11 protein-coding genes and 1 tRNA gene are annotated in these 13,182 nt (G+C 61.8%); 6 read left to right on the top strand and 6 right to left on the bottom strand.

The window, feature by feature from the left end; all coding sequences use genetic code 11:
* Positions 1 to 157: 157 nt before the first annotated feature.
* Complete coding sequence (locus AB5Y94_RS20145; RefSeq protein WP_026141251.1) at positions 158 to 2,158, top strand: methyl-accepting chemotaxis protein; 2,001 nt, start codon at positions 158 to 160, stop codon at positions 2,156 to 2,158.
* A 76-nt stretch (positions 2,159 to 2,234) separates the two neighbouring features.
* On the opposite strand, the gene AB5Y94_RS20140 is transcribed toward AB5Y94_RS20145, so the two are convergent.
* Positions 2,235 to 3,119, bottom strand: a complete 885-nt coding sequence (locus AB5Y94_RS20140) for a 6-carboxytetrahydropterin synthase (RefSeq protein ID WP_054544684.1) — start codon at positions 3,117 to 3,119, stop codon at positions 2,235 to 2,237.
* A 79-nt stretch (positions 3,120 to 3,198) separates the two neighbouring features.
* Between AB5Y94_RS20140 and AB5Y94_RS20135 the strand changes: the two genes are divergently transcribed.
* The 4 genes from AB5Y94_RS20135 to AB5Y94_RS20120 all read left to right on the top strand — a co-directional run bounded on the left by AB5Y94_RS20135 (position 3,199) and on the right by AB5Y94_RS20120 (position 6,925).
* Positions 3,199 to 4,542 (top strand): dihydroorotase, encoded by a 1,344-nt coding sequence (locus AB5Y94_RS20135; RefSeq protein WP_368206414.1) that lies wholly within the window; start codon positions 3,199 to 3,201, stop codon positions 4,540 to 4,542.
* A 226-nt stretch (positions 4,543 to 4,768) separates the two neighbouring features.
* Positions 4,769 to 4,845 (top strand) — tRNA-Pro (locus tag AB5Y94_RS20130).
* Positions 4,846 to 4,983: 138 nt separating this feature from the next.
* A complete protein-coding gene (locus tag AB5Y94_RS20125) occupies positions 4,984 to 5,460 on the top strand; it encodes a hypothetical protein (RefSeq protein WP_368206700.1) in 477 nt (158 codons plus the stop codon).
* A 205-nt stretch (positions 5,461 to 5,665) separates the two neighbouring features.
* Entirely contained in the window at positions 5,666 to 6,925 is a 1,260-nt protein-coding gene (locus tag AB5Y94_RS20120) for a dicarboxylate/amino acid:cation symporter (RefSeq protein ID WP_368206413.1), read from the top strand.
* A gap of 72 nt (positions 6,926 to 6,997) precedes the next feature.
* On the opposite strand, the gene AB5Y94_RS20115 is transcribed toward AB5Y94_RS20120, so the two are convergent.
* Positions 6,998 to 7,444: an isoprenylcysteine carboxylmethyltransferase family protein gene (locus AB5Y94_RS20115; RefSeq protein WP_368206412.1), complete on the bottom strand. Its 447-nt coding sequence runs from the start codon at positions 7,442 to 7,444 to the stop codon at positions 6,998 to 7,000.
* A 189-nt stretch (positions 7,445 to 7,633) separates the two neighbouring features.
* Between AB5Y94_RS20115 and alr the strand changes: the two genes are divergently transcribed.
* Entirely contained in the window at positions 7,634 to 8,860 is a 1,227-nt protein-coding gene (gene alr, locus AB5Y94_RS20110; RefSeq protein ID WP_368206411.1) for an alanine racemase, read from the top strand.
* 56 nt (positions 8,861 to 8,916) lie between these two features.
* Here alr and AB5Y94_RS20105 read toward each other — a convergent pair whose 3' ends face one another.
* The 4 genes from AB5Y94_RS20105 to oppC form a co-directional block, all read right to left on the bottom strand.
* Positions 8,917 to 9,861 carry a TerC family protein gene (locus tag AB5Y94_RS20105; protein WP_368206410.1) on the bottom strand — a complete coding sequence of 315 codons (945 nt, stop codon included), beginning with the start codon at positions 9,859 to 9,861 and terminating at the stop codon, positions 8,917 to 8,919.
* 301 nt (positions 9,862 to 10,162) lie between these two features.
* A complete protein-coding gene (gene oppF, locus AB5Y94_RS20100; protein ID WP_005302185.1) occupies positions 10,163 to 11,158 on the bottom strand; it encodes a murein tripeptide/oligopeptide ABC transporter ATP binding protein OppF in 996 nt (331 codons plus the stop codon).
* A complete protein-coding gene (locus AB5Y94_RS20095) occupies positions 11,159 to 12,139 on the bottom strand; it encodes an ABC transporter ATP-binding protein (protein WP_017786762.1) in 981 nt (326 codons plus the stop codon).
* A gap of 119 nt (positions 12,140 to 12,258) precedes the next feature.
* Positions 12,259 to 13,170 (bottom strand): oligopeptide ABC transporter permease OppC, encoded by a 912-nt coding sequence (gene oppC, locus AB5Y94_RS20090; RefSeq protein ID WP_005302192.1) that lies wholly within the window; start codon positions 13,168 to 13,170, stop codon positions 12,259 to 12,261.
* Positions 13,171 to 13,182 lie beyond the last annotated feature (12 nt).

The following is a 13,182-nucleotide window of genomic DNA, read 5'->3' as shown; positions in this document are numbered from 1 at the left end:
GCCGTTGTCCCATTCTCTTCAGTTATTGTTAAAAATACCGATAGCCGGAAGACGTCTGCCGACGTTGCTCGCCCACAGTGGTAGCAGGGTATCAAATGGACGGGGTATTCAGGCAAGGGACTTTTGCATATACAGCGGGACAAGAATGAAACAAACAATGTCAGACCTCTCCATCTTGCAGAGGGTCTATCTTGGCTTTGCCATCCTGGTGGCCGTGATGGCGGCCACCTCGGTACTCACCTTCCGCAGCCAGAGCGAGCTCAATCAGGCGCTGGATCAGGTCACCCGGCAGACCATGCCGCTGGTGATCGCCAGCAGCCAGACCCAGATCAGCCTGCTCAGCGCCAACAAGTGGCTCACCGACGTGCTGACCGAGCAGGATCTCAAGCAGATCCCGGCCGAAGTGGCCGAGCTGCAGCAGGCCAAGGCGCAGGTCGACCAGACTCTCGCCACCCTCGCCCAACAGGCGGCGGAACATCCGGAGCTGCAGAGTGAGCTCGGCGCGCTCAACCAGCTGGTCAAGGACTACCTGCAGCTGACCGAGACCCTGCCCACCGAACACCAGGCCCTGCTCAGCCGGCTCTACAAGGTGAACCAGGCCAAGGGCCAGTTCCAGGTCAGCCTGCCCCAGTTCAAGAAGAACCTCGGCGACATGATGATCACCATCGACGACAGCTTCATCAAGATGCTCTCCGAGACCCTGACCACCAAACTCTCCGCCATTGAACTCTCCACCATGGATGCCCTCAACCAGAGCATCCCCGCCCCCATCGAGGCGGCGCTCAAGCGCAACAAGATGCAGATCGAGGGCTTCAACAGCACCATCAAGGATCTGCAGGGGGAGCTCAAGGAGTTCGACAACAACATGGGCCACTACGTGCACGGCTTCGTGCGCGACACCACCGCCAGCGACGGCGTGCTGGCCCAGTACCTGGCGCTGATGCAGCAGCAGGAGCGGATGCGCGAGCAGAGCAAGCAGGCCGGCAAGCTCATCGTCAACATCCAGAGCAAGCTCGAGCAGATCACCGCCCAGAGCCAGCAGCTGATGAACAACAGCATCCGCGCCTCCGGCAAGGTGCAGACCCAGAGCACCCTCACCCAGGGGGTGGCGCTGGTCATCGCCATCACCATCGCCATCCTGGTGGCCTACACCCTCGGCAAGGCCATTCGCCGTCCGCTCAAGGAGCTGCTGCGGGTGCTGACCGAGGTGACCCAGGGCGACATGACCCAGCGCATCGGTTTTCGCAGCAACAACGAATTTGGCCGGCTCGGCAGCCAGGTCAACCTGCTGATCGAGCAGATGGGCGAGGTGCTGAGCCAGCTCTCCCAGGCCTCCAACCAGCTCAACAACGCCGCCCATGACAACCGCCACACCACCGAATCGGTGCGGGCGGATCTGGAGAAACAGCGCCAGGAGACCGCCTCGGTCGCCGCCGCCATGACCCAGATGGAGGCCTCGGTACGCGAGGTGGCCCAGGCCGCCAACCAGACCCTGGAGCGGGTGATGGACGTGGAGAAAGCCTCCGAGACCGGCCGCAAGGTGATGGCCGGCAACATCACCACCACCCATCAGCTGGCGGGCAAGCTGCAGCAGACCGGCAAGGTGATTGGCGACGTAAGTGCCATGAGCGGCCAGATCGGCAACATCCTCGATGTCATTCGCGGTATCGCCGAGCAGACCAACCTGCTGGCCCTCAATGCCGCCATCGAAGCGGCCCGGGCCGGCGAGCAGGGGCGCGGCTTTGCGGTAGTGGCCGACGAGGTGCGCAGCCTGGCCGGGCGCACCGCCCAGTCCACCAGCGAAATCCAGACCATGATCGAGAACCTGCAGCAGGGGGTCGCCAAGGCGGTGACCGTGATGCAGGAGTGCTCCCGCGAGATGGACAGCTGCATGGATCAGAGCTCCCACGCCAACAACGCCATGGAGGAGGTGCAGGGCATAGTGGTGCTCATCAGCGACATGTCGAGCCAGATTGCCTCCGCCGCCGAGCAGCAGCAGGCCACCAGCGCCGACATCGCCACCAACCTCAACCGCATCTCCGACATCTCGGATCTCAACTACCAGGGGATCGAGCGGGTGGCCGAGACCAGCCAGCAGCTCGACTCGCTGGCCGAGCAGCAGGAGAGCCTGGTCAAGCGCTTCCGGCTCAGCGCCTGACGCCCACGCCAGCCCCGGCAACGACAAGGCCCCGCAGATGCGGGGCCTTGTTTTTTTACTGGCAAGCGGCGCGGGATCAGGCGTAGGCGATGGCGCCTTTGCCCACCCCTTCATAAGCCACGATCTTGACGAACTTGTCGCCCACGCTCTTCTTCACCTCGCGGGCGATGTAGTGGGCCAGCAGCTCGATGGTGGTGTCGGTGTCGATCATCTCCACCTCCGCCGCCGGCATGGCCAGCTGGAACAACCCTTGCGGCGCCACATACTTGAAGCCGACGTAGTGCTCGCCGGCCTCTTGCAGGATGGCCTTGGCCTGCTCGCTCAACGCGAGATCGCCGAGGGCCACCCGATCCTCGTCGGTCCCCAGGTAGATGTCGGCCCAGCGCTCGGCCCAGTTCAGCTCAAGCTCCTGGTCGCGCTCGCCGTCCACGTGGATCTCGATGGGAGAGCGGTGGCCGTGGGCGATGCGCTGGCAGTTGCCATCGTGCTTCTTGAGGCCGTGGCTGTAGTGATAGAAGGCGCCGTCGATGGCCTCCTGGCGCAGGGTCAGCGACAGATCCTTGATGTTGCCCGGCAGCCGCTTGGCCAGCACCGCCAGCAGATAGCGGGTGACGGACTCCTTGTCCACCTGGGGCGCCGGAATGAAGGCGAAGCCCTGGCTCGGGCAGCGCAGGTGGATGGAGCGACCCGGGCGCAGCAGATCGACGGTGCTCTCGTCACCGTCCAGCTGGGCCACCTGCACCAGGGGGCACTCGGTCGGCACCAGCAGCTTGTGATCCACCTCGTCGTCGATGATCGACTTGATCAGCTTCTTGACCCGGCCGAAGTCCAGCAACATGCTCATCTCGTTGAGCTCGCCGCTCATTTCGATGTCCACCAGCCAGCTCTCCCCCACCATACCGCGGCGTTCGCACAGGTAGCTGGAGTCGATCACGGTCAAATCTTTTACAAATAACTTCATCAGTCAGGCCTTGCTACAGAGAAAGGGCGGTTTGCGCTATTATGACCCGCGATTATCGGCAAAGGAACTGGAACCCCCCATGAACAAATTGCTTATCAAGAATGCCACCCTGGTCAACGAAGGCCGCATCTATGCCTCCGACGTGCTGATCGAGGGGGAACGGATCGCCCGCATCGCCCCGGATATCAGCGCCCCCGATGCAGTGGTGATCGATGCCGCGGGCCGTCACCTCATCCCAGGAATGATCGATGATCAGGTCCATTTCCGGGAGCCGGGGCTGACCCACAAGGGGACCATCGCCAGTGAATCCCGGGCCGCCGTGGCCGGTGGCACCACCAGCTTCATGGAAATGCCCAACGTCAATCCCCAGACCACCACCCTCGATGCCCTCGAAGCCAAATACCAGATAGCCGCCAACTCCTCCGCCGCCAACTACAGCTTCTACCTCGGCGCCACCAACGACAACCTGGAAGAGATCAAGAAGCTCGATCCGAAACAGTCCTGCGGCATCAAGATCTTCATGGGTGCCTCTACCGGCAACATGCTGGTGGACAACCAGGAGACCCTGGCCGCCATCTTCCGCGAGAGCCCGGTGATGATCGTCACCCACTGCGAGGACACCCCCACCATCAAGGTGCTGGAAGACGAAGCCCGCGCCAAATGGGGCGAAGATGTGCCGATGCGCGAGCATGGCCGCATCCGCAGCGCCGATGCCTGCTACAAATCCTCCAGCCTGGCGGTCTCCCTGGCCAAGCAGTACGGCGCCAAGCTGCACGTGCTGCACCTGACCACGGCGAAAGAGCTGTCGCTCTTTACCGCCACCCAGGATCTGAAGGATCTCAAGGACAAGAACATCACCGCCGAGGTGTGCGTTCACCATCTGTTCTTCAACGAGGCGGACTACGACACCCTGGGCAGCCAGATCAAGTGCAACCCGGCGGTGAAGAGCGCCGCCGACCAGCACGCCCTGCTGGATGCGGTGCGCAATGACGTGCTCGACATCATCGCCACCGACCACGCCCCCCACACCTGGGAAGAGAAGCAGAACAGCTACTTCAAGGCGCCGTCCGGCGTGCCGCTGGTGCAGCACTCCCTGCTGGCCCTGCTGGAGCTCTATCACAACGGGGTATTCTCGCTGGAGACCATCGTCAAGAAGACCTCCCACGCGGTGGCCGAGCGCTTCCAGGTGCAGGATCGTGGCTACATCCGCGAGGGTTACTTCGCCGACCTGGTGCTGCTGGATCTGGGCAAGCCCTACGTGGTCAACGACAGCAACCTGCTCTACCTGTGCGGCTGGTCGCCCTTCAACGGCTACCGTTTCCACAGCACGGTGGAGATGACCCTGGTCAACGGCCAGATCGCCTGGCAAAACGGTCAGGTCACCAACGAGGTGCTGGGCAAGCGGCTCACCTTCACCCGCTGATCCCTCTCAATCGGTGCCACCGTCACCATCACAGGCCGCCCACCCGGGCGGCCTGCTTGTTTTAAGGGGGTCTCAACCCCGCGATGGGCGGTTTTTGGGCAAGTGGCGGCACTTTAAGCGCCGATTGTTCGCAAAGCAGGCGAACGCACCGCCGCCGCGGTTTCCTTGTTGACAGGTCGGGTCCATCTCCATAAACTCAGCCCCCGTCAGCTCAGACTGACTTCGTCGGCGTGTAGCGCAGCCAGGTAGCGCACTGTCATGGGGTGTCAGGGGTCGGAGGTTCAAATCCTCTCACGCCGACCATCATTCCCCGAGAAAGGCCTTGTCAAACGACAAGGCCTTTTTTCTTTCAGGCGCGCCACCGCAGGAAACGACCAACCGTTTGTGCCCTCCATGGCTTTGTGCTGTAGTGAAGCCCTCTGCTGCCAACCGGTGATCGAGATGCCCTCTCCCCGTCCCTCCGTGCCCGTCCTGCTGCTGATCTGCCTCTGCACTGCCCTGCTGGTTGGCTGTGCCACCCCCTATCACAGCGAACCCTCGTTCTGGAATGGCCAGACCGGCTTCTCCCAGACTCGGCTCGGGCCGGACAAGTGGCAGCTGGAGTTTGTCGGCAACGATCTGGTGAGCCGGGAAACCGCCCGCAAGTATGTGCTGAAACGGGCGGGCGAAATGGCGCAAGCCGAAGGTTATCAGTGGCTTGAGGTCAACGAGTTGACCCTGCAACGAGATGCGGTCAGAGTGACCCCGAGCCGCCCCCTGTTCGGGTTCGATGATGACGAGCCGGACCCCTTTCTGGATCAGCGCACCGTGGAACACCGCATCTCGGCGCTGCTGGTCTTCACCCTTGCCAAACGGGCAAGAAACGACCAAAGCCTGAAAGCTGATTATCTCGCGAAAATTAAAATAAACAGCGATTAATACAGGCAAATTGCAAGATCTATATCACATACACCTAATCGCAACATAAAATTCTGCTACAAGGCGCTGGATTTACCCCCCCGGATTAGGCATGCTGCCAGCACACCGGCTGTCAGGAATCTACGGCTCGGATCACAAAAACGGACTGAAGTGGCGCCCTTGCCACTTGAAATGCTTTGCACTCATCAAAACTGGGACCCACCCCATGAAAATGAACAAATTGACGGCTGCCATCCTCATCGCAATGCTGGTTGGCATCCTTACCGGTCAGGGCTATCGCATGTTTGCTCCTGACCAGGCCGCCGGCTTTGCCAGCGACATCACACTGCTGACCGACATCTTCCTGCGCCTCATCAAGATGATCATCGCCCCTCTGGTATTCACCACCCTGGTGGTCGGCATTGCCAAGATGGGCGACACCCGCACCGTGGGTCGCATCGGCGTCAAGACCCTGGGCTGGTTCATGCTCGCCTCCCTGCTGTCGCTGACGCTGGGGTTGATCATGGTCCACCTGATGCAGCCAGGGGTGGGGCTCTCCCTCTCCCTGCCCGATGACACTGCCAGCTCCGGCGTGGTCGCCGGCGCCATCTCCCTCAAGGACTTCGTCACCCACGCCATCCCGAAAAGCGTGGTCGAGGCGATGGCCACCAACGAGATCCTGCAGATCGTGGTGTTCTCCCTCTTCTTCGGACTGGCTGCCGCCGCCCTGGGGGACGCCGCCAAGCCGGTGGTGAAGCTGATGGCCAGCGGCGCCGAGATCATGCTCAAAGTGACCGGCTACGTGATGAACTTCGCCCCGTTTGCGGTGTTTGGCGCCATCGCCGCCATGGTCGCCAAGGAAGGGCTCGGCATCCTCGCCACCTACGGCACCTTCATGGCCCAGTTCTACCTGGCACTGGGTTGCCTCTGGCTGCTGCTGATCGCCATGGGCAGCCTGTTCATCCGCCGCCGCATCCTGACCCTGCTGGCCCTGATCCGCGAGCCCATCCTGCTGGCCTTCTCCACCGCCAGCTCCGAGGCCGCCTATCCGAAAACCCTGGATCGGCTGGAGAAGTTCGGTTGTGACAAGCGCATCGCCAGCTTCGTGCTGCCCATGGGCTACTCCTTCAACCTGGACGGCTCCATGATGTACTGCACCTTCGCGGTGATGTTCATTGCCCAGGCCTACGGCATCGAGCTCTCCATGGCCCAGCAGATCACCATGCTGCTGCTGCTGATGGTCACCTCCAAGGGGATGGCCGGCGTACCACGCGCCTCCCTGGTGGTCATTGCCGCCACCCTCAACCAGTTCCAGATCCCGGAGGCGGGCATACTGCTGCTGCTCGGCATCGACCACTTCCTCGACATGGGCCGCTCCGCCACCAACGTGCTAGGCAATGCCATCGCCGCCAGCGTGGTGGCCAAGAGCGAAGACAGCCTGGGGGAAACCGCACCGCTCGGCGAGGTGGATACCGCCAAGGCGTGATCCTCGCCCTCCCATCAAAACGGCCCGCATCTGCGGGCCGTTTTCTTGTGCCTCATGGCAACAGTGCGGTTCCTAGCACCAGCGCCGTACCCGCTGGCAGTAATTCGCATAGGCCTCACCAAAGCGCCCCTGCAGCGCCCGCTCCTCCGGCACTATCTGCCAGCGGCTGAGCCAGCCCCACAGCAGCAGCGGACCGAGCCACACCAGCAGCCCACCCAGATAACAGGCCAACGCCATGGTCCAGCAGAGCAACCCCAGGTACATGGGATTGCGGCTGACACGAAAGATCCCCCCGGTCACCAGTGTACTGGCCTGCTCAGGGCGCAGCGGCGTGACCGTGGTGCCCTGGCGGCGAAAGCGCAGCACGCCCCCCAGGCCAAACACAGTGCCCAGCATGGCCAGCAACAGGGCCGGCAGCGGCCAGCCACCGTTCACGTCACCCGCGCCCCATCCAAGCATGGCTGCCACGATCAGGCCAAACAGCAGCAGCGGTGGTACCCGACACTCAAAACTCATCATCTATTGGCTCCCGGAAGGTGCCACGATCGGCACCTTGCGTTACACTCCCCGGCGGGAAAGCGCCGTGGAAAATTGACAAAGTTCATAATGATAACAATGCCTTGGCTACACTTTATCCCATCTGCATGAAAACGGTCAGCCGCTGACCGTCATGCGCCTCAACCCAAACAATAAAAAAGGAACCACCCCATGCACAAGAAGACACTGCTGGCCACCCTGATCCTGGGCCTGCTGGCCGGTCAGGCCGTCGCAGCCCCCTATCTGCCGCTCGCCAGCGATCACCGCAACGGCGAAGTGCAGACCGCCAGCAATGCCTGGCTGGAAGTTGATCTCGGCGCCTTCGAGCACAACATCCAGACCCTCAAGGATCGCCTCGGCGACAAGGGACCCAAGATCTGCGCCATCATGAAGGCGGACGCCTACGGCCACGGCATCGACCTGCTGGTCCCTTCGGTGGTCAAGGCGGGCATTCCCTGCATCGGTATCGCCAGCAATGAAGAGGCCCGCGTGGCCCGCGAGAAGGGCTTCACCGGCCGCCTGATGCGGGTGCGTGCCGCTACCCCGGCCGAAGTGGAACAGGCCCTGCCCTACAAGATGGAAGAGCTCATCGGCAGCCTGGTGAGTGCCCAGAGCATCGCCGACATCGCCCAGCGCCACCACACCAATATCCCGGTGCACATCGCGCTCAACTCCGCCGGCATGAGCCGCAACGGCATCGATCTGCGCCTGGCTGATTCCAAGGAAGACGCGCTGGCCATGCTCAAGCTCAAAGGGATCACCCCGGTCGGCATCATGACCCACTTCCCGGTGGAGGAGAAAGAGGACGTCAAGATGGGGCTGGCCCAGTTCAAGCTGGACTCCCAGTGGCTGCTGGAAGCGGGCAAGCTGGATCGCAGCAAGATCACCATCCACGCCGCCAACTCCTTCGCCACCCTGGAAGTGCCGGACGCCTACTTCGACATGGTGCGCCCGGGCGGCCTTCTGTACGGTGACTCCATCCCCTCCTACACCGAGTACAAGCGGGTGATGGCGTTCAAGACCCAGGTTGCCTCAATCAACCACTACCCGGCCGGCAACAGCGTCGGTTATGACCGCACCTTCACCCTCAAGCGCGACTCCTGGCTCGCCAACCTGCCGCTGGGTTACTCCGACGGCTATCGCCGGGCGCTGAGCAACAAGGCCTATGTGCTGATCCAGGGCCAGAAGGTGCCGGTGGTGGGCAAGACCTCCATGAACACCATCATGGTGGACGTGACCGATCTCAAGGGGGTCAAACCCGGTGACGAGGTGGTGCTGTTCGGCCGCCAGGGTGAAGCCGAGGTGAAACAGGCGGATCTCGAGGAGTACAACGGCGCCCTGCTGGCGGACATGTACACCATCTGGGGTTACACCAACCCCAAGAAGATCAAGCGCTAAGCCACTCTTTGCCATAAAAAAGGGCTCCCGCGGGAGCCCTTTTGCTTGTTTACCAATTATGTCGTTTTCTTGCGGGTCACCCAGAGGCTCAGCCCCATGGAGGCCAGCAGGATCAGCGCAACCACACCCAATGCAATTCCGGTGGGGATCTTGAACACATCCAGCAGCAGCATCTTGACCCCGATGAACATCAGGATCAGCGCCAGACCGTATTTCAGCAGGGCGAAGCGCTCGGCCACGCCGGCCAGCAGGAAGTACATGGCACGCAGACCCATGATGGCGAAGATGTTGGAGGTCAGCACGATGAAGGGATCCGTGGTCACCGCGAAGATGGCCGGGATGCTGTCCACCGCGAAGATGAGATCGCTCACCTCCACCAGCACCAGAATGAGCAAGAGCGGCGTGGCGTAACGCACCCCATCGCGCCAGACGAAGAAGTTCTCCCCCTCCAGCGTCTCCGTCACCTTGAAGCGGCGGCGCATCCAGCCCAGCAGCGGGTTGTTGGCCAGATCTGGCTCCTTGTCGGCCGCCCACAACATCTTGACCCCGGTCAGCAGCAGGAAGGCGCCGAACAGGTAGAGAATCCAGTGGAACTGCTCGATGAGCCAACTCCCCGCAAACACCATGCCGGCCCGCATCACGATGGCACCCAGTACCCCGTACAGCAACACCCGGCGCTGCAGCTCGGCCGGAATGGCAAAGTAGCCGAACAGCATCAACCAGACGAAGACGTTGTCTACCGCCAGCGCCTTCTCGATGAGGTAACCGGTGAGGAACTCCAGCCCCTTCTGGTTGGCGATCTCGCGGCCGGCGCTGTGATCCAGCCAGAACCAGATGGCCAGGTTGAAGAGGAGCGCCACGCTGACCCAGATGAGGGACCAGATGCCCGCCTCTTTGAGGGACACCTTGTGCGCCTTGCCGCCGCCGACAAAGCGAATATCAATCCATAACAGGACCAGCACTATGCTGAAGAAACCGGCCCACATCCACCATTCACCCATTTTCACTTCTCCCAAAAACGACAAAACCCACGGCCGGGAGGCAGTGGGTTCGCGTCTGGAGCAGATACACCTTGCCTCTCGGCAAGGTCTCACTTACAGCCGATTTTCATCGACTGCCCAGCTGCCGGGTGCACTGCAGGATATGGGTGCACCGTAATGACGACAAACCGGCGAGAAGTTACTCCCCTTGTGCGGCGGATAGTAACAGCGGCAAAAGCGAACGCCAAGGGGCATCTTCATCTCTCTCGCAAAAAAATGGGGCGCCACCTGGGCGCCCCGTTTTTTCGTTGCGACTCATCCATCAAAGCGGGTCGGCCTTGAGGCAGGAGACCGCATGGTCAAAGTTGCCCTCAAGCTGGGGCCGGGTCTTGGCGCACTCCGGACCGGCCACCGGGCAGCGGGTACGAAACACGCAGCCTGAGGGCGGATTCATCGGCGATGGCAGCTCCCCTTCCAGGATCTGGATGGTCTTGCTGCGCTCCAGATCCGGATCCGGAATGGGCACCGCCGACATCAGCGCCTTGGTATAGGGGTGCAAGGGGTTGGCGAAGATCTCCTTGCCAGTCCCCAGCTCCACCGCATTGCCCAGATACATCACCAGCACCCGATCCGAGATGTGCTTGACCACCGACAGGTCGTGGGCGATGAAGATGAGCGACAGCCCCATCTCCTTCTGGATGGACTTGAGCAGGTTCACCACCTGGGCCTGGATCGACACATCCAGCGCCGACACAGGCTCGTCACAGATGATCATCTTGGGCTCCAGGATCAGCGCCCGGGCGATGCCGATGCGCTGGCACTGGCCACCGGAGAACTCGTGGGGGTAGCGGTTGACCAGGTTGGGCAAGAGCCCCACCTTGCTCATCATGGCGCGCACCTTCTCCTTCACCTCCTCTTTCGGCAGAGCCGGGTAGAAGGTGATGAGGGGCTCGGCGATGATGTCACCTATGGTCATGCGCGGGTTGAGGGAGGCCAGCGGATCCTGGAAGATCATCTGGATCTCCTTGCGTTTTTCGCGCAGCGCCTTCTGGTCGAGCTTGGTCAGATCGTTGCCAAGCCACACCACCTTGCCGTCGGTGGCCGGCACCAGGCCGATCAGCGCCCGGGCAAAGGTGGACTTGCCGCAACCCGACTCCCCCACCACGCCTAGGGTCTCCCCTTCGTAGAGGCGCAGAGTCACCCCGTCCACCGCCTTCAGGGCGGAGGGTTTGGCCCAGGGCCAGGCCTTGTCACTCTTGATGCTGAAGTGGACCTTGAGGTCAGACACTTCCAGCAGCAGTTTCTTGTCAGTCCCCATTTAGTTCACTCCCTTGATGATGGCATCCGATACCCAGTGGCAGGCCCGCTCCCGGCCGTCGTTGAACGGCGTCAGAACTGGGGATTGCCGGCCGCAAATCTCGCTCACCCGGTGGCAGCGCTCCTGGAAGGGGCAGCCGGTGGGCAGACGCAGCAGGTTGGGCGGATTGCCCGGGATGGTGGGCAGCACTTCCCCTTCGGTATCGAGGCGGGGAATGGCGCGCAGCAAGCCTTCGGTATAGGGGTGGCTCGGGCGATAGAAGATGTCGTTGACCCGGCCGTACTCCATGGTACGGCCGGCGTACATCACCAGCACCTTGTCGCAGATGCCGGCCACCACACCCAGGTCATGGGTGATCATGATGATGGCGGTGTTGAACTCGCGCTTGAGCTCGTTCATCAGGGTCATGATCTGGGCCTGTACCGTCACGTCCAGCGCCGTGGTCGGTTCATCGGCGATGAGCAGTTGCGGCCGGCACAACAGCGCCATGGCGATCATCACCCGCTGGCGCATGCCGCCGGAGAACTCGTGCGGATACATCCCCATCCGCTTGCGCGCCTCGGGGATCTTCACCGCATCCAGCATGCGCACCGACTCCTCGAACGCCTCGGCCTTGCTGACCCCCTTGTGCAGCATCAGCACTTCCATCAGCTGATCCTTCACCTTCATGTAGGGGTTGAGCGAGGTCATGGGGTCCTGGAAGATCATGGCGATCTTCTCGGAGCGGATCTTGTTGAGCTTGTGCTCCGGCAGGTTGAGGATCTCGTCGCCCTGAAACTTGGCAGACCCTGTGATGATGCCGTTCTTGGCCAGCAGCCCCATGATGGCGAACGCGGTCTGGGACTTGCCCGAACCGGATTCCCCGACGATACCCAGGGTCTCACCGGCAGAGAGAGAGAAGTTGAGGTCGTTGACCGCCACCACATTGCCGTCCGGGGTCTTGAACTCGACCCGCAGATCTTTTACATCCAGTAACTTCATAAAAACTCCTTATCGATCTTTCGTGACGTTTTCCTGTCGATCCGATGCGCTGTCCGCCCGATTGAGCCGCACTGTGCGGCCCTTCGGCGCGTTGTTCCAACGCTCTTTCCGCCGCTTTATCAGCGATCCTTCGGATCGAGGGCGTCACGCAGACCATCCCCGAGGAAGTTGAAGCAAAACAGGGTCACCACCATGAAACCGGCGGGGAACAGGAGTTGCCAGATGGCCACTTCCATCGACTTGGAGCCTTCATCCAGCAGGGCGCCCCAGCTGGTCATGGGCTCTTGCACCCCCAGCCCCAGGAAGCTCAGGAAGGATTCGAACATGATCATGCCCGGCACCAGCAGGGTGGCGTAGACCGCCACTATTCCCAGCACGTTGGGCACGATGTGACGGGTGATGATCTTCCACTTGGAGACGCCGCAGACATGGGCCGCCTCGATGAACTCCTTGCTCTTGAGGCTCAGGGTCTGACCACGGACGATCCGCGCCATGTCGAGCCAGCTCACCGCACCAATGGCGATGAAGATGAGCGCCAGGTTGCGGCCGAAGAAGGTCACCAGCATGATCACGAAGAACATGAAGGGGAAGGCGTTGAGGATCTCCAGTACCCGCATCATCAGGCTGTCGACCCGACCGCCGATGAAACCGGATGCCGCGCCATACAGGGTGCCGATGATGACGGCCACCATGGCCCCCATGATGCCGACCATCAGCGAGATGCGCCCGCCAAGCAGGGTGCGCACGAACAGATCGCGCCCCAGGCTGTCGGTGCCGAACCAGTGGCCGGTCTCCATGTCGGGGCCGGTCTGCATGGCGCCCCAGTCAGGATCGTCGAAGGTGTACTGGGACAGATGGGGCCCCACTATCACCGCCAGGCCGATGATGGAGAGAATGATAAGGCTGGTCAGGGCCGCCTTGTTGCGCAGGAAACGGCGACGGGCATCCTTCCACAGGGAGCGTCCTTCCACCACTTCCACTTTCTGGGCGAACGCCTCGATGGCTTCGCGTTTTTCAGTTGTGACAACCATGATGTACTCCCG

Origin of the sequence: Aeromonas sp. s5 (assembly GCF_040907865.1) — a bacterium.
GTDB classification, from domain to species: Bacteria; Pseudomonadota; Gammaproteobacteria; order Enterobacterales; family Aeromonadaceae; genus Aeromonas; species Aeromonas dhakensis.
Note: the sequence above shows the minus strand (reverse complement) of the source record. Positions and strands in the feature narration are given on the sequence as shown.

Bases quoted from the DNA above. Each gene is read 5' to 3' on its own strand.
- AB5Y94_RS20145 (WP_026141251.1), top strand. From the start codon at position 158: ATGTCAGACCTCTCCATCTTGCAGAGGGTCTATCTTGGCTTTGCCATC.
- AB5Y94_RS20140 (WP_054544684.1), bottom strand. From the start codon at position 3,119: ATGAAGTTATTTGTAAAAGATTTGACCGTGATCGACTCCAGCTACCTG.
- AB5Y94_RS20135 (WP_368206414.1), top strand. From the start codon at position 3,199: ATGAACAAATTGCTTATCAAGAATGCCACCCTGGTCAACGAAGGCCGC.
- AB5Y94_RS20125 (WP_368206700.1), top strand. From the start codon at position 4,984: ATGCCCTCTCCCCGTCCCTCCGTGCCCGTCCTGCTGCTGATCTGCCTC.
- AB5Y94_RS20120 (WP_368206413.1), top strand. From the start codon at position 5,666: ATGAAAATGAACAAATTGACGGCTGCCATCCTCATCGCAATGCTGGTT.
- AB5Y94_RS20115 (WP_368206412.1), bottom strand. From the start codon at position 7,444: ATGATGAGTTTTGAGTGTCGGGTACCACCGCTGCTGCTGTTTGGCCTG.
- alr (WP_368206411.1), top strand. From the start codon at position 7,634: ATGCACAAGAAGACACTGCTGGCCACCCTGATCCTGGGCCTGCTGGCC.
- AB5Y94_RS20105 (WP_368206410.1), bottom strand. From the start codon at position 9,861: ATGGGTGAATGGTGGATGTGGGCCGGTTTCTTCAGCATAGTGCTGGTC.
- oppF (WP_005302185.1), bottom strand. From the start codon at position 11,158: ATGGGGACTGACAAGAAACTGCTGCTGGAAGTGTCTGACCTCAAGGTC.
- AB5Y94_RS20095 (WP_017786762.1), bottom strand. From the start codon at position 12,139: ATGAAGTTACTGGATGTAAAAGATCTGCGGGTCGAGTTCAAGACCCCG.
- oppC (WP_005302192.1), bottom strand. From the start codon at position 13,170: ATGGTTGTCACAACTGAAAAACGCGAAGCCATCGAGGCGTTCGCCCAG.